General features: G+C 71.6%; 12 protein-coding genes and 1 pseudogene. 11 read left to right on the top strand and 2 right to left on the bottom strand.

Annotation, left to right across the window (positions count from 1 at the left end; all coding sequences use genetic code 11):
* Nucleotides 1-221 precede the first annotated feature (221 nt).
* Nucleotides 222-1247: pseudogene (locus AB0N81_RS30765) on the top strand (chitinase); the annotation flags it as partial.
* Here the strand turns inward: AB0N81_RS30765 and AB0N81_RS30760 are convergent.
* Entirely contained in the window at nucleotides 1180-1872 is a 693-nt protein-coding gene (locus AB0N81_RS30760; protein ID WP_365364033.1) for a phosphatase PAP2 family protein, read from the bottom strand. The pseudogene AB0N81_RS30765 and the gene AB0N81_RS30760 overlap by 68 nt on opposite strands.
* Nucleotides 1873-2312: 440 nt before the next feature.
* The gene (gene gabT, locus AB0N81_RS30755; RefSeq protein WP_365364032.1) at nucleotides 2313-3647 is read right to left on the bottom strand and encodes a 4-aminobutyrate--2-oxoglutarate transaminase; all 1335 of its coding nucleotides are present in this window, start codon (nucleotides 3645-3647) and stop codon (nucleotides 2313-2315) included.
* Between the two features lie 286 nt (nucleotides 3648-3933).
* On the opposite strand from gabT, the gene AB0N81_RS30750 reads away from it, so the two are divergent.
* From AB0N81_RS30750 to AB0N81_RS30705, 10 genes are all read left to right on the top strand, one after another.
* Complete coding sequence (locus tag AB0N81_RS30750; protein ID WP_365364030.1) at nucleotides 3934-6390, top strand: ATP/GTP-binding protein; 2457 nt, start codon at nucleotides 3934-3936, stop codon at nucleotides 6388-6390.
* 257 nt (nucleotides 6391-6647) lie between these two features.
* Entirely contained in the window at nucleotides 6648-8345 is a 1698-nt protein-coding gene (locus tag AB0N81_RS30745) for a PucR family transcriptional regulator (RefSeq protein WP_365364028.1), read from the top strand.
* Nucleotides 8346-8503: 158 nt separating this feature from the next.
* Entirely contained in the window at nucleotides 8504-9949 is a 1446-nt protein-coding gene (locus tag AB0N81_RS30740; protein WP_365364027.1) for an aldehyde dehydrogenase family protein, read from the top strand.
* A gap of 232 nt (nucleotides 9950-10181) precedes the next feature.
* Entirely contained in the window at nucleotides 10182-12122 is a 1941-nt protein-coding gene (locus AB0N81_RS30735) for an acyl-CoA dehydrogenase family protein (RefSeq protein WP_365364025.1), read from the top strand.
* Between the two features lie 71 nt (nucleotides 12123-12193).
* Complete coding sequence (dxr, locus tag AB0N81_RS30730; protein WP_365364024.1) at nucleotides 12194-13489, top strand: 1-deoxy-D-xylulose-5-phosphate reductoisomerase; 1296 nt, start codon at nucleotides 12194-12196, stop codon at nucleotides 13487-13489.
* The gene (locus AB0N81_RS30725; RefSeq protein ID WP_365364022.1) at nucleotides 13486-14787 is read left to right on the top strand and encodes a site-2 protease family protein; all 1302 of its coding nucleotides are present in this window, start codon (nucleotides 13486-13488) and stop codon (nucleotides 14785-14787) included. Before dxr ends, AB0N81_RS30725 begins: the two co-directional genes overlap by 4 nt.
* Before the next feature lie 179 nt (nucleotides 14788-14966).
* Nucleotides 14967-16124 carry a flavodoxin-dependent (E)-4-hydroxy-3-methylbut-2-enyl-diphosphate synthase gene (ispG, locus tag AB0N81_RS30720; protein WP_365364020.1) on the top strand — a complete coding sequence of 386 codons (1158 nt, stop codon included), beginning with the start codon at nucleotides 14967-14969 and terminating at the stop codon, nucleotides 16122-16124.
* A 175-nt stretch (nucleotides 16125-16299) separates the two neighbouring features.
* Nucleotides 16300-17148: a GNAT family N-acetyltransferase gene (locus AB0N81_RS30715; RefSeq protein ID WP_365364018.1), complete on the top strand. Its 849-nt coding sequence runs from the start codon at nucleotides 16300-16302 to the stop codon at nucleotides 17146-17148.
* A gap of 29 nt (nucleotides 17149-17177) precedes the next feature.
* A complete protein-coding gene (locus tag AB0N81_RS30710; protein ID WP_365364016.1) occupies nucleotides 17178-17720 on the top strand; it encodes a GNAT family N-acetyltransferase in 543 nt (180 codons plus the stop codon).
* Between the two features lie 76 nt (nucleotides 17721-17796).
* The gene (locus tag AB0N81_RS30705; protein ID WP_365364014.1) at nucleotides 17797-19491 is read left to right on the top strand and encodes a proline--tRNA ligase; all 1695 of its coding nucleotides are present in this window, start codon (nucleotides 17797-17799) and stop codon (nucleotides 19489-19491) included.
* Nucleotides 19492-19553 lie beyond the last annotated feature (62 nt).

Here is a 19553-nt window from a genome sequence, read left to right as displayed (position 1 = left end):
TCTGGACCAAGTTGTGCGCGACCCACCCTCCCGTCCCCCCATTTCCGGAGGCAGTTGTGGATCGCTCTCTGTTGCCCCGAACCAGCCGTGCCAGCCGCATCAGACGCCTTGCCGTGGTCACCGTCGCGGCCTGCGCGCTCGCCGCGTCCGGCCTGCTCTCCACCCGCGCGACAGCGTCCCCCGAACACTCCGCGGACCCGGCCGGCCGCGCCGCCGCCGACCACACCCTCGTCGGCTACCTGCACACCAGCTTCGCCAACGGCTCCGGCTACACCCGCCTCGCGGACACCCCCGACAGCTGGGACATCATCGACCTCGCCTTCGGCGAACCCACCTCGGCGACCTCGGGCGACATCCGCTTCAGCCTCTGTCCCAAGACGGAGTGCCCGAACGTCGAGTCGAAGGACGAGTTCAAGGCCGCGATCAAGGCCAAGCAGGCCGCGGGCAAGAAGGTCCTGATCTCCATCGGCGGCCAGAACGGCCAGGTGCAGCTCAAGACCGCGCAGGCGCGCGACACCTTCGTCTCCTCGGTCTCCCGGATCATCGACGAGTACGGACTCGACGGCCTGGACATCGACTTCGAGGGCCACTCGCTCTCGCTGAACGCCGACGACACGGACTTCAAGAACCCGAAGACCCCGTCGATCGTCCACCTCGTCTCGGCGGTGAAGACCCTCAAGGCCAGGTACGGCAGCGGCTTCACGCTCACCATGGCGCCCGAGACCTTCTTCGTGCAGCTCGGGTACCAGTACTACGGCACCGGGAAGTGGGGCGGCCAGGACCCGCGCGCCGGCGCGTACCTGCCGGTCATCCACGCCCTGCGCGACGACCTGACACTGCTGCACGTCCAGGACTACAACTCCGGGCCGATCATGGGCCTCGACAACCAGTACCACTTCATGGGCGGCGCGGACTTCCACATCGCGATGACCGACATGCTGCTCACCGGCTTCCCCGTGGCGGGCGACAAGAACAACGTCTTCCCGCCCCTGCCGCCCCAGAAGGTCGCCATCGGCATGCCCGCCTCGGTCAACGCGGGCAACGGCCACGTGCCGACCGGCGAGGTCGACAAGGCGCTGGACTGCCTGACCAAGGGCAGCAACTGCGGCGCGTACAAGACGCACGGGACCTGGCCGGACCTGCGCGGCCTGATGACGTGGTCCATCAACTGGGACCGCTTCAACAACTGGGAGTTCTCGAAGAACTTCGACGCGTACTTCCGCCGACCGGCACCGAATTCCGGCTGATCACCAGCGCCATGGCCCCCAGCAGCACCGCGGACAGGCACCAGCTCGCCACCACGTCCAGCGGCCAGTGATAGCCCCGGCGCACCAGCCCGAATCCGACCGCGACGTTCAACAGGGCACATCCGATGACCAGTTCGCGACGGCCGTACGCGCCGCGCAAGAGGGGCAGCACAAGCAGGACCGCCGCCCCGTAGGCGACCGCGGCCGTCGCCGTGTGCCCCGAGGGGTAGTAGCCGCCCGAGCCGTCCGTGCCGGGCGGCCCCGGGCGGTCGATCACCGCTTTGAGAGGGGCGACGAGCGCGGGCACCGCGGCCATGGTGACGGCGGCGGCCACGGCGGGCAGCCACCAGCGGGGCGTACCGGCGCGGCGGCAGCGCCAGGCGGTGTACGCGAGGACGGCGGCCAGGACCGGCACGGCGACGGTGATGTTGCCGAGGTCGGCGAGGAACTCCGCCGCGCGGTCCGGGAAGCGGCTGTCGGCGAGGGCGCGCCCCGCGCGTTCGTCGGCGCGGCGCAGTGGTCCTTCGGCGGCCACCTGCCAGGTGAGGAGCGCGAAGAGAAGGACGCACAGAGAGAAGTACGAGAAGTGCAGGGGTGGCCGCCGCGGGGCCGGCGATGCAGACATGGGCCACAGCCTGGCAGGGATGATCGCCCCCGCGCATGCCGAAGGGCTAGCGCAGGGGGGGGAGTGCGCTAGCCCTTCGGTCGGCCGGCCGGCCCGGACTGTCCGAGGGGGCCTGCTTGCGCGGGCCCGTCGGGGGAGTCTCCGAGGCGGCCCACCGGATCGGTGGACCGCGCGCCCCGGGGGGTTTGGGGCGAGCGGCCGTCCGATCGGTGAGGAGTTCCGGAGCCGGCAGCTCCGGGTGTGTGCGCGAGGCACGGCCAGGACGGGGCTGGGGATGCTCCGCCGTGGCGCCGCCCACAGTCCCCTGTGGGTGGGGTGTTTCTCTCAACTGCAGAAACCGTACGGCAGCCGCTCGCGGCCCGACAGGCGGAACGGCAACCCGTCATGGGGCCCGCACACCTTCTTCACACGCCCCGACGGTCACGCCGAACACGGGACGCTCAGACGCGGGCGAACGCGCCCTCGATGATGTCCAGGCCCTCGTTCAGCAGGTCCTCGCCGATGACCAGCGGCGGCAGGAAGCGCAGGACGTTGCCGTACGTGCCGCAGGTCAGCACGAGCAGGCCCTCCGCGTGGCAGGCCTTGGCCAGGGCGGCGGTCGCCTCCGGGTTCGGCTCCTTGGTCGTACGGTCCTTGACCAGCTCGATGGCGATCATCGCGCCGCGGCCGCGGATGTCGCCGATGATGTCGAACTTCTCGGCGATGGCGGAGAGGCGGGCCTTCATGACCGACTCGATGTTCTTCGCCTTGGCGTTGAGGTCGAGCTCCTTCATGGTCTCGATGGCGCCGAGGGCACCGGCGCAGGCCACCGGGTTGCCGCCGTAGGTGCCGCCGAGGCCGCCCGCGTGCGCGGCGTCCATGATCTCGGCGCGGCCCGTGACGGCGGCGAGCGGCAGACCGCCCGCGATGCCCTTGGCGGTGGTGATCAGGTCGGGGACGATGCCCTCGTCCTCGCAGGCGAACCACTGGCCGGTGCGGCAGAAGCCGGACTGGATCTCGTCCGCGACGAAGACGATGCCGTTGTCGTTCGCGAACTTCACGACCTCGGGCAGGAAGCCCTTCGCGGGCTCGATGAAGCCGCCCTCGCCGAGCACGGGCTCGATGATGATCGCGGCGACGTTCTCGGCACCGACCTGCTTGTTGATCATGTCGATGGCCTGCTTGGCGGCCTCGGGTCCCGCGTTCTCGGCGCCGGTCGGCCAGCGGTAGCCGTAGGCGACAGGGACGCGGTAGACCTCGGGCGCGAACGGGCCGAAGCCGTGCTTGTACGGCATGTTCTTGGCGGTCAGCGCCATCGTCAGGTTGGTGCGGCCGTGGTAGCCGTGGTCGAAGACGACGACGGCCTGGCGCTTGGTGTGCGCACGGGCGATCTTGACGGCGTTCTCGACGGCCTCGGCGCCGGAGTTGAACAGCGCCGACTTCTTCGCGTGGTCACCCGGCGTCAGCTCCGCGAGCGCCTCGGCGACGGCGACGTAGCCCTCGTAAGGCGTGACCATGAAACAGGTGTGGGTGAAGTCCGCCAGCTGCGCGGACGCCCGGCGCACGACGGCCTCGGCGGAGGCGCCCACGGACGTCACGGCGATGCCGGAACCGAAGTCGATCAGACGGTTGCCGTCGACGTCCTCGATGATGCCGCCGCCCGCGCGCGCGGCGAAGACGGGCAGCACGGAGCCCACGCCACCGGCGACCACGGCGGTACGGCGGGCCTGCAGCTCCTGCGACTTCGGACCGGGGATGGCGGTGACGACGCGGCGCTCCTGCGGAAGGGCAGTCATGAGGGGCTCCTGTTGCTGACGGGGGTGGGGCGACGATACGGACGCTCTACTGCTTTCTTCGCAGGTTAGGGGCGGCACCAGGGGGTGGGCATGCTCCACACGGGAGTCGTTCGGCGCGGCGGTTGTCCGTGGTGGACATAGCGGGGGTGCCGTCCCGCACGGCCCGCGGCCGGCCCTGAGCTGCCGCGTTCCCACGTATCCCGGGCGCGTATCCGATGAACTCCCCTTGTGGGGACAGTAGATTGGCCCGCGAACCAGGAGAGCGGCAGGCCAGGGGGCAAGAATCATGGATTCCGACGGCACGCAGGACGCGCGGGGCACGCACGCCACCCCCGTGCCCCGCCCGGCCGAGAGCCCGCCGCCCCTGCCCGCAGGACCGCCGACCGGTCCCCCCGCCGCGCCGCCCGCCGCGCCCCCCACCCCGCCCGCCGCCCAGCCCCCGGTGCCGCGCCGCCCGCCCTCGGTCCTCTCGGACGTCGCGGACTGGCTGAGCGCGCCGCGCCCCGAGGCCGACCTCGGCATCTGGCGGTTCCGCCACGTCCCGCCGCCCCCCGGCGGCCCGGACGGGCGGCGCATGGACCGTGCCCTGGTGGCCGGCTTGCTGATCTCGTTGGTCCTGGGTCTTTTCATCTGGTCCGTGTGGCGACGGGGAGATCTCCCCTATCAAGCGACCCTCATCAAGCTGCTCATTCCGGACGAATGGTTCTACGCGGGGACCCTCAGCCCGAAGGAGCAGCACTGGCAGGGCGCCGAATACCTGACACTCGTCGACGGGATCTTCTTCGGCCTCGTGGTGTACGGCATCGGCCGTCTCGGCAACTGGACCGAGGCGTTCCGGCATCTCGTCGCCCGCAGGGAACAGCCCGTCCGGGCGATCCGCTCGGCGCTCGGCGCGCTGGTCGTGCTGATGTTCGTCTGGCCGGAGGCCTTCCCGCTGGTCTCCTGGGACGCGCTGCCGATCGCCACACCCGTGATGTCCCTGACCGCGCTCGTCACGGGCGGATACGAGGTCTTCGAGACCGAGGCCGTCACCTACGGGCTGTACGCGGTGATCACCGCGGCGGTCCTGTGGCCCTTCATGAAGCTCGGCGACTGGCCGGGCGCCCTGCGCAGCTGGTCCGACCGGCCGAGGCGGGACCCACGGCTGCCGCCGCGCCCGGCGGGACCCGCCCCGGTGGCGCCCCGTTCCCAGTGGCCGGAGCTCAGGGGCGCAGGCCAGGACCAGGTGGCCGACGTGCTCTCCGCGGAGGTGCTGGCCGGCCGGATGAACGACGTCGACTGCGTCCGGGTGCGGCGGGCGTGGCACGAGGCGCAGCACAACCCCGCACTGCTCGCCTCGTTCACCGAGACCGTGCTGCGCCGGGGCGCGGCGGCCTGGACGCACCCTTCCGGGGCCCGGGACCTGCCGTCCCGCGCCGCGCTCCACGACCTGCTCGTCGGGCAGGTGCGCATCGGACGGTGCGTGCCCGAGGAGCGCAACCCCGAGGCCAGCCGCGGCGCGGGCATCGCCCTGGAGTCCGCGGTGCTCGGCACCTCGCTCCTCGCGGTCGGGCCCTCCGGATCGGGCAAGACCGAGCGGCTGGTCCGGCCGGTGGTGGAGTCCCTGGCTCTCCAGGCGCTCACCGGCCGCTGCGCGGTCGTCGTCGTGTGCCCCGCGGGCGCGCCCCTGGGCGCCGACGACGGATACGACGTCGTCGTCAGGCTCGGCGACCCCGCGTCGACGCACGACCTCGACCTCTATGCAGGCGCCACCGACCCCGACGAGGCCGCGTCCTTCCTGGCCGAAGGGCTCGTCGGCGACCTCGAAACGGTGGACAGCCGCCGCGCGGCCACGACGCTGGCCCAGGTGCTCGGTCCCTATCGGGCCGCGTACGGACGGTTCCCCTCCGTGCCCGTCCTGCGGGAGCTGCTCGAAGGCGTGCCCTCGGCGATCGCGGACCTGCGCAACGCCCTCGCCCCTCAGGACCACGCCGTGATGCGGCGCGAACTCGACGCGCGGGTCCGCCAGCAGGGCAGCCCCGCCGACCCGGGCCCGGCCCTCGCCGACCGGCTCGCCCTGCTCGACCGGCCCGCGTTCGCCGGATTCTTCGGCGCGGGGACCGACAGCCCCTTCTCCCTGCGCGCCGTCGTGCACCACCCCATGAGGGTCCGCGTCGACCTGCCCGAGCGGGGCCACGCGGAAGCGTCCCGGCTGATCGCCCGCCTCGTCCTCGCCCAGTTCAACGCCGTGGCGCACACCCGTGACGACCGCGAGCACTTCATCTGCCTGGTGCTCGACGACGCCACGCGCACCGTGACCAACGAGACGATCCGCGGCGTCCAGCGCCTGCGGTCGGCGAACGCGGGCGTGGTGCTCGCGCTCCGGACCGTCAGTGACGTACCTGAAGCACTCCAAGGGCCGTTGTACGCGACCGTCGGCTGCCGTATGGCGTTCTCGGGCGTATCGACGTGGGACGGTAGACGTTTCGCGGAGGCGTGGGGCAAGCAGTGGATCGAGACGCGGGAGGTCGCCGAGCACGCGGTCTTCGCGGACCAGCCGATGACCCGCGCCCTGCACGCCCTGCGCAAACTCGTGACCGGCAAGGCGGTGACGAGGGACGCGGTCACCGTCCGTCAGGTCGAGCGCGAGCGCTGGTCGGCGTCCGAGCTGGCGCACGGGGTGCCACCGGGACACGCGGTGCTCTCGCTGACCGACGTACGAGGGCAGTACGCGCCCCCGCTGCTCGTGGACCTGCGGTCCTGAGGCGGGCAGGAAACGGGCTCCGAGCGGTGCGGAGCGGGCCTTGAGCGGCCCGGAGGGGGCACCCGGAGAGTCCGGCACGCACCGGCGACCCGCGGATGACGCGTACGAAGTGTTCGGTCTCGACCGCACCGTACAGTGAGGCAGAATCGGCACAGGTCGTTCATACGGACCGGCCAAAAGATCCACATCGCGAAGATCCACCTCGCGAGCTCACCTCGCGAAGTCCCGTACCCGCCTGCCGCAGACCTGAAGGTCCCATGCCGCCCACGCTCGCCTCGCTCGTCCACCACTCCGCGCTCAAGCTGACCGTCCGCGCGGGCGAGGAACGCCTGGACGCTCCGGTGCGCTGGGCACACGCCAGCGAACTCGCCGACCCCGTGCCCTACATGGAGGGCGGCGAACTCCTCCTGATCACCGCGCTCAAGCTGGACGCGGAGGACCCGGAGGCCATGCGGCGCTACGTGAAGCGGCTCGCGGGCGCGGGCGTCGTCGGACTCGGCTTCGCCGTCGGTGTCCACTACCCCGACATCCCCAAGGCCCTCATCGACGCGGCCACCGACGCCGGCCTGCCCCTCATCGAGGTGCCGCGGCGCACCCCCTTCCTCGCCATCAGCAAGGCCGTCTCCGCGGCCATCGCCGCCGAGCAGTACCGCGCCGTGACGGCAGGCTTCGCCGCCCAGCGCGAGCTGACCAAGCAGGCGCTGAGCGACGGCCCCGAAGGGCTGCTCCTCGCGCTCGCCGGGCAGGTCGACGGCTGGGCCGCGCTGTACGACGCGTCCGGCACCGTCGTCGCCGCCGCACCGGAGTGGGCCGCGCGCCGGGCCGCCCGGCTCACCGCCGACGTCGAACGCCTCCGCGAGCGCCCGGCGCCCGCGAGTTCCGTCGTCGCGGGCGCCGAGGACCGCATCGAGCTGCACTCGCTCGGCACCGGACGCAGGCCGCGCGCCGCGCTCGCCGTCGGCACGGCGTCGACCCTCGGCACCGCCGAGCGGTACGCGGTGCACTCCGCCATCGCGCTGCTCACCCTCACCACGGAACGGTCCCGCTCGCTGCACGCCGCCGAGCAGCGGATCGGCGCGGCCGTCCTGCGGATGCTGCTCGCGGGGGAGCCCGACCACGCGCGGACCGTCGCGGGCGAGCTGTACGGCGGGCTCCTCGACGCCCCCTTCCGCCTCGTCGTCGCCGAGGTGGCGTCCGCGTCGGCGGCCCGGGTGCGGGCGGGCGCGGAAGGAACCGGTGAGAGCGGCGGCGCGCCGGACACCGCCCCCGGCACCGCCTCCGCCGCGGTGCTCGCCGCGGTGGCCGACGCGTCCGCCAACGGCGACCCGCTCGCCGCCCTCGTCGACGTCGTCGAAGCCGCGGCCGCCCGCTCCGGAGAGGCGCTGCTCGTCGTCCCCTACGGGGAGCGGCTCGTGCTGCTCGTCGTGGACGGGGGCGCGGGGGCGCGGGCGTGCGCGGAGTACGCGGCCGCGCTGGAGGCGGGCCGGGGCGCCGCGGGGCGTGAGGCCGCTTCCGGCGAGGAGGCCGAGCTGGTGATGGGGCTCTCCGCACCGGCCGGGCCGATCGCCGCGGCCACCGCGTACAAGCAGTCCGAGCAGGCGCTGTCCGTCGCGCGGCGGCGCGGCCGCGCCCTCGTCGAGCACGAGGAACTGGCCGCGGGGTCCGTCCTGCCGCTGCTCGCGGACGACGCGGTGCGGGCGTTCGCGGACGGGCTGCTGCGGGCGCTGCACGAGCACGACGCGACCGGCCGCGGCGACCTCGTCGCCTCGCTGCGGGCGTGGCTCTCGCGCCACGGGCAGTGGGACGCGGCGGCGGCCGACCTCGGCGTCCACCGGCACACCCTGCGGTACCGCATGCGCAGGGTCGAGGAGATCCTCGGCCGCTCGCTGGACGACCCGGACGTGCGGATGGAGCTGTGGCTGTCGCTGAAGGCGACGTCGATGGGCTCGGACTGAACCGGACCGAGCCGTTCCACCCCGGCGTCCGGCCACTACAAACCGGTGCGGGCCCCCCGCCCAGTACTCCGCGTCGGACAAACGTCAGTGGGTTCGGCTGCCCCTACGGTGAGGGACGTACCCCCAGACACACCTCCGCGGAAGGGCCGGGAATCGACATGACTTCCATCCACGCTTTCTGGCTCGCCGGTCGCCAGACCACCGGCGAGACCACCTTCGACGTCACCTCGCCCTGGGACGGACGGGTCGTCGGCAAGGCCGCCGTGCCGACCGACGCACAGGTCGAGGAGGCCGTCGCCGCCGCGTACGCCGTGCGCGACGAGTTCGCCGCGACCCCGGCCCACGTCCGCGCCGCCGCCCTCGCCCACGTGTCGAACCGCCTGGTCGAGCGCACCGAGGAGATCGCCCAGCTGATCTCCGCCGAGAACGGCAAGCCGATCAAGTGGGCCCGCGGCGAGCTCGGCCGCGCGGTCTCCGTCTTCCGGTTCGCCGCGGAGGAGGCCCGCCGCTTCAACGGCGGCGAGGCCCAGCGCCTGGACACGGACGCGGGCGGCCAGGGCCGTCTCGCCCTGACCCGCCGCTTCCCCAAGGGCGTCGTCCTCGGCATCGCGCCGTTCAACTTCCCGCTGAACCTCTGCGCGCACAAGATCGCCCCGGCCATCGCCGTCGGCGCGCCGATCATCCTCAAGCCGGCCCCGGCCACCCCGCTCTCCGGCCTGATCCTCGGTGAGCTGCTCGCCGAGACCGACCTGCCGGCCGGTTCGTGGAGCATCCTGCCGGTCGCCAACGACAAGATGCCCGCCCTCGTCCAGGACGAGCGGCTGCCGGTCATCTCCTTCACGGGCTCCGAGAAGGTCGGCTACGCGATCATGGACTCGGTGCCGCGCAAGCACTGCACCCTGGAGCTCGGCGGCAACGGCGCGGCCGTCGTCCTCGGCGACTACTCCTCCGACGAGGACCTCGACTGGGCCGCCTCGCGCATCGCGACGTTCTCCAACTACCAGGGCGGCCAGTCCTGCATCTCCGTGCAGCGGGTCATCGCGGACGCCTCCGTGTACGACCGCCTGGTGCCGCGCGTGGTCAAGGCCGTCGAGGCCCAGGTCACCGGCGACCCGTCCGACCCGGCGACCGAGGTCGGCCCGCTGGTCAACGAGGACGCCGCCAAGCGCGTGGAGTCCTGGGTCGAGGAGGCCGCGAAGGCGGGCGCCAAGGTCCTCACCGGAGGCGAGCGCGACGGCGCCTCCTACGCCCCGACCGTGCTCGCCGACGTACCGGCCGACGTGACGATCGCCTGCGAGGAGGTCTTCGGCCCCGTCCTCACGCTCAAGAAGGTGAACGGCGAGGACGAGGCGTTCGCCGCGGTCAACGACTCCAAGTACGGCCTCCAGGCGGGCGTCTTCACGCACGACCTCCAGACCGCCTTCCGCGCTCACCGCGCCCTGGAGGTCGGCGGCGTGGTCATCGGCGACGCCCCCTCCTACCGCGCCGACCAGATGCCCTACGGCGGCGTCAAGCAGTCCGGCGTGGGCCGCGAGGGCGTCCGCTTCGCGATGGACGACTACACGTACGAGCGCGTCATGGTCCTCACGGGCCTCGCCCTGTAGGGACCCTTCCCACAAGGACAACGGCCGGAGCCCACTGTGCGGGGGCTCCGGCCGTTCTCGTACGCCCGGCGGGGCACCGCCGCCGTGACGGTATGCGCCGAACGCTGCGCGAGGACTGGTGGGCTCGGGGCGAATCGGGTACCAACGATCCAGTAGCACCAGTCAGTAACCGACCGGGCAGGACCGGACCGAACGGTCCGGCGGCCCCGCTTCGCGGCGAGGTGAGCTCCTCATGTCCGCACCAACCCCCAAACCGTCAGTGAGCGAACGCGAGGCCCGGCAGGTCGCCGAGGCCGCCCGTGAGCAGGACTGGCGCAAGCCCAGTTTCGCCAAGGAACTCTTCCTCGGCCGCTTCCGGCTCGACCTGATCCACCCGCACCCGATGCCGCCCGATGAGGACGCGCAGCGCGGCGAGGAGTTCCTCGCCAAGCTCCGCGACTTCTGCGAGACCATCGACTCGGCCCGCATCGAGCGCGAGGCGAAGATCCCCGACGAGGTCATCCAGGGCCTCAAGGAGCTCGGCGCCCTCGGCATGAAGATCGACACGAAGTACGGCGGGCTCGGCCTCACCCAGGTCTACTACAACAAGGCCCTCGCCCTGGCCGGCTCCGCGAACCCGGCGATCGGCGCGCTGCTCTCCGCGCACCAGTCCATCGGCGTACCGCAGCCCCTGAAGATCTTCGGCACGCAGGAGCAGAAGGACGCCTTCCTGCCCCGCTGCGCCCGTACCGACATCACCGCGTTCCTGCTCACCGAGCCCGACGTCGGCTCGGACCCGGCCCGCCTGGCCACCATGGCGGTGCCCGACGGCGACGAGTACGTGCTGGACGGCGTGAAGCTGTGGACCACCAACGGCGTCGTGGCCGACCTGCTCGTCGTCATGGCACGGGTGCCGAAGTCCGAGGGCCACAAGGGCGGCATCACGGCGTTCGTCGTCGAGGCCGCGTCCGAGGGCGTCACCGTCGAGAACCGCAACGCGTTCATGGGCCTGCGCGGCCTGGAGAACGGCGTGACCCGCTTCCATCAGGTCCGCGTCCCGGCCGCCAACCGCATCGGCCCGGAAGGGGCGGGGCTGAAGATCGCCCTCACCACGCTCAACACCGGACGCCTCTCCCTGCCCGCCATGTGCGTCGGCGCCGGGAAGTGGTGCCTGAAGATCGCCCGCGAGTGGTCGGGCGTACGGGAGCAGTGGGGCAAGCCGGTCGCGCACCACGAGGCGGTCGGCTCGAAGATCTCCTTCATCGCTGCGACCACCTTCGCGCTGGAAGCCGTCCTCGACCTCTCCTCGCAGATGGCCGACGAGGACCGCAACGACATCCGCATCGAGGCCGCCCTCGCCAAGCTGTACGGCTCAGAGATGGCCTGGCTGATGGCCGACGAGCTCGTCCAGATCCGCGGCGGCCGCGGCTTCGAGACCGCCGAATCCCTCGCGGCCCGCGGCGAACGCGCCGTCCCCGCCGAACAGATCCTGCGCGACCTGCGCATCAACCGGATCTTCGAGGGCTCCACCGAGATCATGCACCTGCTGATCGCCCGCGAGGCCGTGGACGCCCACCTGAAGGTCGCGGGCGACCTCATCGACCCCGACAAGACGCTGTCCGACAAGGCGAGGGCGGGCGCGCGGGCCGGCGGCTTCTACGCCCGCTGGCTGCCGAAGCTCGTCACGGGACCCGGCCAACTCCCGCGCTCCTACGCCGAGTTCCACCCGGCGGGCCACCCCGACCTCTCCGGACACCTGCGCTACGTCGAGCGCGCCGCCCGCAAGCTGGCCCGCTCCACCTTCTACGCCATGTCCCGCTGGCAGGGGAAGATGGAGACCAAGCAGGGCTTCCTCGGCCGCGTCGTCGACATCGGGGCCGAACTCTTCGCGATGAGCGCCGCGTGCGTGCGGGCCGAACTCCTGCGCACCACCGAGGAGCACGGCCGCGAGGCGTACCAACTGGCCGACGTCTTCTGCCGCCAGGCCCGCATCCGGACCGACGAACTCTTCGACCGGCTGTGGACCAACACCGACGACCTGGACCGCACGGTGGTCAAGGGCGTCCTCTCCGGAACGTACACCTGGCTCGAATCGGGCATCGTCGACCCGTCCGGTGACGGCCCGTGGATCGCGGACACCGCACTGCCGAAGACGCCCCGCCCGGACGTGCGCAGGGTGATCAAGGAGGGGTGAACCGGCACCGTTCGGCGCCCGACCGGGCACGCCCTGTCGGGCGGGGAGCGGGTTGCGGCCACAATAGGGGGATGAGCGACAGCCCATCCCCCCTCGCCGACCCGCACCTCGTCTTCGACCCCGTCTCCAGCACGGACGGGGCAGGACCGCGGGACATCGTGATCCTCGGCTCCACGGGATCGATCGGCACCCAGGCCATCGACCTCGTCCTGCGCAACCCCGACCGCTTCCGCGTCACGGCGCTCTCCGCCGCGGGCGGCCGCGTCGGCCTCCTCGCCGAGCAGGCACGACAGCTGCGGGTGCGGGCCGTCGCGGTCGCCCGCGAGGACGCCGTACCGGCGCTGCGCGAAGCCCTCCGGGGGCAGTACGCAGCGGGGGAACCGCTCCCCGAGATCCTGGCGGGACCCGACGCCGCCACCGAGCTCGCCGCCGCCGGCCCCTCGGAGTGCCACACGGTCCTCAACGGCATCACCGGCTCCATCGGTCTCGCCCCGACGCTCGCCGCCCTGGAAGCGGGCCGCACCCTCGCGCTCGCCAACAAGGAATCCCTCATCGTCGGCGGCCCCCTGGTGAAGGCCGTCGCCAAGCCCGGCCAGATCATCCCGGTCGACTCCGAGCACGCGGCCCTCTTCCAGGCGCTGGCCGCCGGCACGCGCGCGGACGTACGCAAACTCGTCGTCACCGCCTCCGGGGGCCCCTTCCGGGGACGTACGAAGGCCGATCTCGCGCACGTCACCCCCGAGGACGCGCTGGCCCACCCCACCTGGGCCATGGGCCCCGTCATCACGGTCAACTCCGCGACGCTGGTCAACAAGGGCCTGGAGGTCATCGAGGCGCACCTCCTCTACGACATCCCCTTCGACCGCATCGAGGTCGTCGTCCACCCGCAGTCGTACGTGCACTCCATGGTGGAGTTCACCGACGGCTCGACCCTCGCCCAGGCCACCCCGCCCGACATGCGGGGCCCGATCGCCATCGGCATCGGCTGGCCCGAACGAGTGCCGGACGCGGCGCCCGCGTTCGACTGGACCAAGGCGTCGAGCTGGGAGTTCTTCCCCCTCGACAACGACGCTTTCCCGTCGGTCGGACTGGCCCGGCACGTCGGAGAGCTCGCGGGCACGGCCCCGGCGGTGTTCAATGCCGCCAACGAGGAATGCGTCGACGCGTTCCTGAAGGGGGCGCTGCCCTTCAACGGCATCATGGAGACAGTGACGAGAACCGTTCAGGAGCACGAGGAGCACGGCGGCCCCGTCACGGGCGCGCCGGGAACCTCCCTGACCGTCTCCGACGTCCTCGAAGCGGAGACCTGGGCGCGTGCTCGGGCGCGCGAACTGGCAGCAAAGACGACCGCGGAGGCTCGTGCATGACGACCTTGATGATGATCCTCGGGATAGTCGTCTTCGTGATCGGGCTGCTCTTCTCGATCGCCTGGCACGAGCTGGGACACCTGTCGACGGCCAAGATGTTCGGCATCCGCGTGCCGCAGTACATGGTGGGCTTCGGCCCGACCCTCTTCTCGCGCAAGAAGGGCGACACCGAGTACGGCATCAAGGCCATCCCCCTCGGCGGCTACATCCGCATGATCGGCATGTTCCCGCCGGGCGCCGACGGCCGCATAGAGGCACGGTCGACGTCGCCCTGGCGCGGCATGATCGAGGACGCCCGCTCGGCGGCCTTCGAGGAGCTCAAGCCGGGCGACGAGACCCGTCTCTTCTACACGCGCAAGCCCTGGAAGCGCGTGATCGTGATGTTCGCCGGGCCGTTCATGAACCTGATCCTCGCCGTGGCGATCTTCCTCGGCGTGATGATGACGTTCGGCATCAGCAGCCAGACGACCCAGGTCGGCAAGGTCTCCGACTGCGTCATCCAGCAGAGCGAGAACCGCGCCAAGTGCGAGAAGGGCGACAAGGCGGCGCCCGCGAAGGCGGCGGGCCTGAAGCCGGGCGACAAGATCGTCGCCTTCCAGGGGCAGTCCGTCGACGACTGGTCCGCGCTCCAGTCGAAGATCCGCGAGACCATCGGCCCGGCCACCATCACGGTCGAGCGCGACGGCAAGAGGGTCGACCTGCACGCGAACCTGATCAAGAACCAGGTCACCAAGACCGACGGCGACGGGGCCTACGTCGAGGGGAAGTACGTCTACGCGGGCTTCCTCGGCTTCACCCCCGCCACCGGCATCGTGCAGCAGTCCTTCGGCGACTCCGTGGACCGCATGGGCGAGATGATGGAGAACGGCGTCGAGTCGATCATCGCCCTGCCGTCCAAGGTCCCCGACCTGTGGAACGCGGCGTTCGGCGACGGCGAGCGCAAGCAGGACTCCCCGATGGGCGTGGTCGGCGCGGCCCGTGTCGGCGGCGACGTGTTCACCCTGGACATCCCGCCGGAGAACCAGATCGCGATGATGCTGTTCCTCATCGCGGGCTTCAACCTCTCGCTGTTCCTCTTCAACATGCTGCCGCTGCTGCCGCTCGACGGCGGCCACATCGCGGGCGCCCTGTGGGAATCCCTGCGCCGCAACGCGGCGAAGGTCCTGCGCCGCCCCGACCCGGGCCCGTTCGACGTCGCCAAGCTGATGCCGGTCGCCTACGTGGTGGCGGGCATCTTCATCTGCTTCACGATCCTGGTCCTGATCGCGGACGTGGTGAATCCGGTGAGAATTTCCTGATTGCGAGAAGTTTGCGGCGGCCCGGCACCTTGTGTGACGGGCCGCCCACCATTGGGTGGACTTCCGGACGGGATGTGCCCGTGCCCCGCGAGGTGCCGTAATCTCGAAACCCGGATCCCGCCGATCTCGGGACCCAGATCCACACTCCTGTGATCAACACTCTTGGGGATGCTCGCCAGATGACTGCCGTATCGCTCGGAATCCCGTCCGTTCCGACCAAGCTCGCCGACCGAAGGGTCAGCCGCAAGATCCAGGTCGGCACGGTGGCCGTGGGCGGGGACGCACCGGTCTCGGTGCAGTCCATGACGACGACGCGTACGTCCGACATCGGCGCCACGCTGCAGCAGATCGCGGAACTGACGGCCTCGGGCTGCCAGATCGTGCGGGTGGCGTGTCCCACACAGGACGACGCGGACGCGCTCGCCACGATCGCGCGCAAGTCGCAGATCCCGGTGATCGCCGACATCCACTTCCAGCCGAAGTACGTCTTCGCGGCGATCGACGCGGGCTGCGCGGCGGTCCGCGTCAACCCCGGCAACATCAAGCAGTTCGACGACAAGGTCAAGGAGATCGCGCGGGCCGCCAAGGACGCGGGCACCCCGATCCGCATCGGCGTCAACGCGGGCTCCCTGGACGCGCGGCTCCTCAAGAAGTACGGCAAGGCGACCCCCGAGGCCCTCGTCGAGTCGGCCCTGTGGGAGGCGTCCCTCTTCGAGGAGCACGACTTCCGCGACATCAAGATCTCGGTCAAGCACAACGACCCGGTGGTCATGGTCAACGCCTACCGCCAGCTCGCCGCCCAGTGCGACTACCCCCTCCACCTCGGCGTCACCGAGGCGGGCCCCGCCTTCCAGGGCACGATCAAGTCGGCGGTCGCGTTCGGGGCGCTGCTGAGCGAGGGCATCGGCGACACGATCCGCGTCTCCCTCTCGGCCCCGCCGGCCGAGGAGATCAAGGTCGGCATCCAGATCCTCGAATCCCTCAACCTCCGCCAGCGCCGCCTGGAGATCGTCTCCTGCCCGTCCTGCGGGCGTGCGCAGGTCGACGTGTACAAGCTGGCCGAAGAGGTCACCGCGGGTCTGGACGGCATGGAGGTGCCGCTGCGGGTCGCCGTCATGGGGTGTGTCGTCAACGGTCCCGGTGAGGCCCGCGAGGCCGACCTCGGCGTCGCCTCGGGCAACGGCAAGGGCCAGATCTTCGTCAAGGGCGAGGTCATCAAGACCGTCCCCGAGTCCAAGATCGTGGAGACCCTCATCGACGAGGCGATGAAGATCGCTGAGCAGATGGAGAAGGACGGCGTGGCCTCCGGCGAGCCGACGGTGGCCGTCGCGGGCTGACCCGCGCGCGCTCTCCCCGGTGCCCCGCCGCTCCCCGAGCGCCGGGGCATCCGTCTGCCGCACCGACGCCCCTCAGCACCTGGCCCCGGCCCACGGGACAAAAGGCCCCCCGCACAGGGCGCCCCCGCCAGGTACAGTGCGGAGATCAGCAGACCGTATGGTGAGGCCCCCGCACGTGTTGACTCAGACCACCACCCGGGTCCTCGAACCGAGTGACCTCGACGCCGCGCTGGCCGTGCTCGACCGCGAGCCGGTCGCGAACGCCTTCGTGACCGCTCGCGTCCAGGTGGCGGGGCTCGACCCCTGGCGTCTCGGCGGCGAAATGTGGGGCTGGTACGAGGACGGCATGCTGGAGTCCCTCTGCTACGCGGGCGCCAACCTCGTGCCGATCTGCGCCACTCCGCGAGCCGTGCGCGGCTTCGCGGACCGGGCCCGCAGGGCGGGCCGCCGCTGCTCGTCCATCGTCGGCCCCGCCGCCTCCACGGCCCAGCTGTGGCGGCTCCTCGAACCGTCCTGGGGCCCCGCCCGCGAGGTCCGCGCCCAGCAGCCCCTGATGGTCGCCGACCGGCTCCCGGACGACGTCGTCCCCGACCCGTACGTCCGTCGTGTCCGTAAGGACGAGATGGAGACGATCATGCCGGCGTGCGTCGCGATGTTCACCGAGGAGGTCGGGGTGTCGCCGATGGCGGGCGACGGCGGCCTCCTCTACCAGGCCCGGGTCGCCGAACTGGTCGGCTCGGGACGGTCGTTCGCCCGCCTGGACCAGGACGGCAAGGTCGTCTTCAAGGCGGAGATCGGCGCCGCCACCGCGCAGGCCTGCCAGATCCAGGGCGTCTGGGTGGCCCCCGAGTACCGGGGCCGCGGGCTCGCCGCCCCCGGCATGGCGGCCGTCCTGCGCTACGCCCTCGCGGACATCGCCCCCGTCGCCAGCCTCTACGTGAACGACTTCAACACCGCGGCCAGGGCGGCCTACCGAAGGGTGGGCTTCCAGGAGGTCGGCGCCTTCATGAGCGTCCTGTTCTGAACGCGGGCGTCGCGAAGTAGGGTCGCCCCATGACAGACGATGTCGTGATCGCGCCGCTCGACCTCGCCGCGCGTGTGGACGACGCGCTGCGCGTCCAGGCCCACGCCTTCGGACTGAGTGAGGACGAGGTGGCCGTGCGGCGCCAGATCGTCCTGCGGCACCTCACATACCCCCGTGCCCGCGCGTTCGGCGCGACGACCTCCGACGACCGGCTCGTCGGCTTCGTCTACGGCATGCCCAACGACCGCGGCCACTGGTGGTCGACGGTCGTCGAGCCGTACCTGCGCAGCCGGGACGCGGACGACTGGCTGGACGGCTCCTTCGTCATCACCGAGCTGCACGTGCACCCGGGCCACCAGAACCGCGGCATCGGGCGGGCGCTCATCACCACCATCACCGAGGGGGTCCCCGAGCCCCGCTCGATCCTCTCCGCGATCGACGTCGAGAGCCCCGCCCGCGGCCTGTACCGCTCCCTCGGGTACACCGATCTGGCCCGCCGCGTCCTGTTCCCCAGCGCCCCCAAGCCGTACGCCGTGATGGGCGCCCCGCTGCCCTTGCCGAAACGGTCCTGAGCCGTAACCGATTTCCGCCCGCCCCCGGCCCCCGGCTAACCTCCTGCACACCACCCTTACGCAGCAGGAGTTCACCATGGCCCAGGTCCAGCGCATGTCCCGTTTGATGGCGAAGACTCTGCGCGACGACCCCGCGGACGCCGAAGTGCTGAGCCACAAGCTGCTCGTCCGCGCCGGATACGTGCGCCGCACCGCCGCCGGTGTCTGGTCGTGGCTGCCCCTGGGCAAGAAGGTCCTCGCCAACGTCGAGCGCGTCGTCCGCGAGGAGATGGACGCCATGGGCGGCCAGGAGGTCTCCCTGCCCGCCCTGCTGCCCAAGGAGCCGTACGAGGCGACGGGCCGCTGGACCGAGTACGGCGCGGAGCTGTTCCGGCTCAACGACCGCAAGGGCGGCGACTACCTCCTCGGCCCCACCCACGAGGAGATCTTCACCCTCCTGGTCAAGGACCAGTGCACGTCCTACAAGGACCTGCCGGTGATCCTGTACCAGATCCAGACCAAGTACCGCGACGAGGCCCGCCCCCGCGCCGGCATCCTGCGCGGCCGCGAGTTCCTGATGAAGGACTCGTACTCCTTCGACCTGGAGGACGAGGGCCTCGCCCAGTCGTACGCGCTGCACCGCGCCGCGTACCAGAAGATCTTCCAGCGCCTCGGCCTCGACTACCGCATCTGCGCCGCCACCGCCGGCGCCATGGGCGGCTCGAAGTCCGAGGAGTTCCTCGCCCCGGCCGCGGCCGGCGAGGACACCTTCGCCGACTGCCCGAACTGCGACTACGCGGCCAACACGGAGGCCGTCTCCTTCGCCCTGCAGCCGGTCGACGCGGCCGGCGTGCCCGCGGCCGAGGAGATCCCGACCCCCGACACCCCGACCATCGAGACGCTCGCCGCGCACCTCGGCGTCCCGGCGTCGGCCACCCTCAAGAACCTCCTCGTGAAGGTCGACGGCGAGATCGTCGCCGTCGGCGTCCCCGGCGACCGCGAGGTCGACATGGACAAGGTGGAGGCCCACTTCGCCCCCGCCGCCGTGGAGCTGGTGACGGCCCAGGACTTCGAGGGCCGTGACGATCTCGTACGGGGCTACGTGGGCCCGCAGGGCCTGGAGAAGGTCCAGTACGTCGCCGACCCGCGCGTCGCCCCCGGCACCGCCTGGATCACCGGCGCCAACAAGGACGGCGTGCACGCCAAGAACGTCGTCGCGGGCCGCGACTTCGAGGTCGACGCGTACGTCGACGTCGTGGTCGTCCAGGAGGGCGACCCGTGCCCGAACTGCGGCACCGGCCTCAACCTCGACCGCGCCATCGAGATCGGCCACATCTTCCAGCTCGGCCGCAAGTACGCCGACGCCTTCCAGCTCGACGTGCTCGGCAAGGAGGGCAAGCCGGTCCGCGTCACCATGGGTTCGTACGGCATCGGTGTCTCCCGCGCCGTCGCCGCCCTCGCCGAGCAGCACGCCGACGACAAGGGCCTGATCTGGCCCGAGGAGATCGCCCCGGCCGACGTCCACGTGGTGGCGGCGGGCAAGGCGCTCCAGACCGAGCTGGCCCTTGAGGTCTCGGACAAGCTGGCCGCGGCCGGTGTCCGCGTCCTGGTCGACGACCGGCCGGGCGTCTCGCCGGGCGTGAAGTTCACCGACTCCGAGCTGATCGGTGTGCCGAAGATCCTCGTCGCGGGCCGCCGCTCGGCCGACGGCGTCGTCGAGCTCAAGGACCGTCGCACGGGCGAGCGCGAGGAGCTCCCGGTCGACGAGGCGATCGCCCGCCTCACCGCCTGACCGCTCAGCGCCCTGAAGGGGCGCGGGGAACTGCGCGACCGGCCGCACACGGCCCGCAGACT

The sequence above is a fragment of the Streptomyces sp. NPDC093510 genome, from assembly GCF_040683555.1.
In the GTDB taxonomy this organism is placed as follows: Bacteria; Actinomycetota; Actinomycetes; order Streptomycetales; family Streptomycetaceae; genus Streptomyces.
The sequence above is the reverse complement of the archived record's forward strand: the minus strand, read 5'-3'. Positions and strand labels throughout refer to the sequence as shown.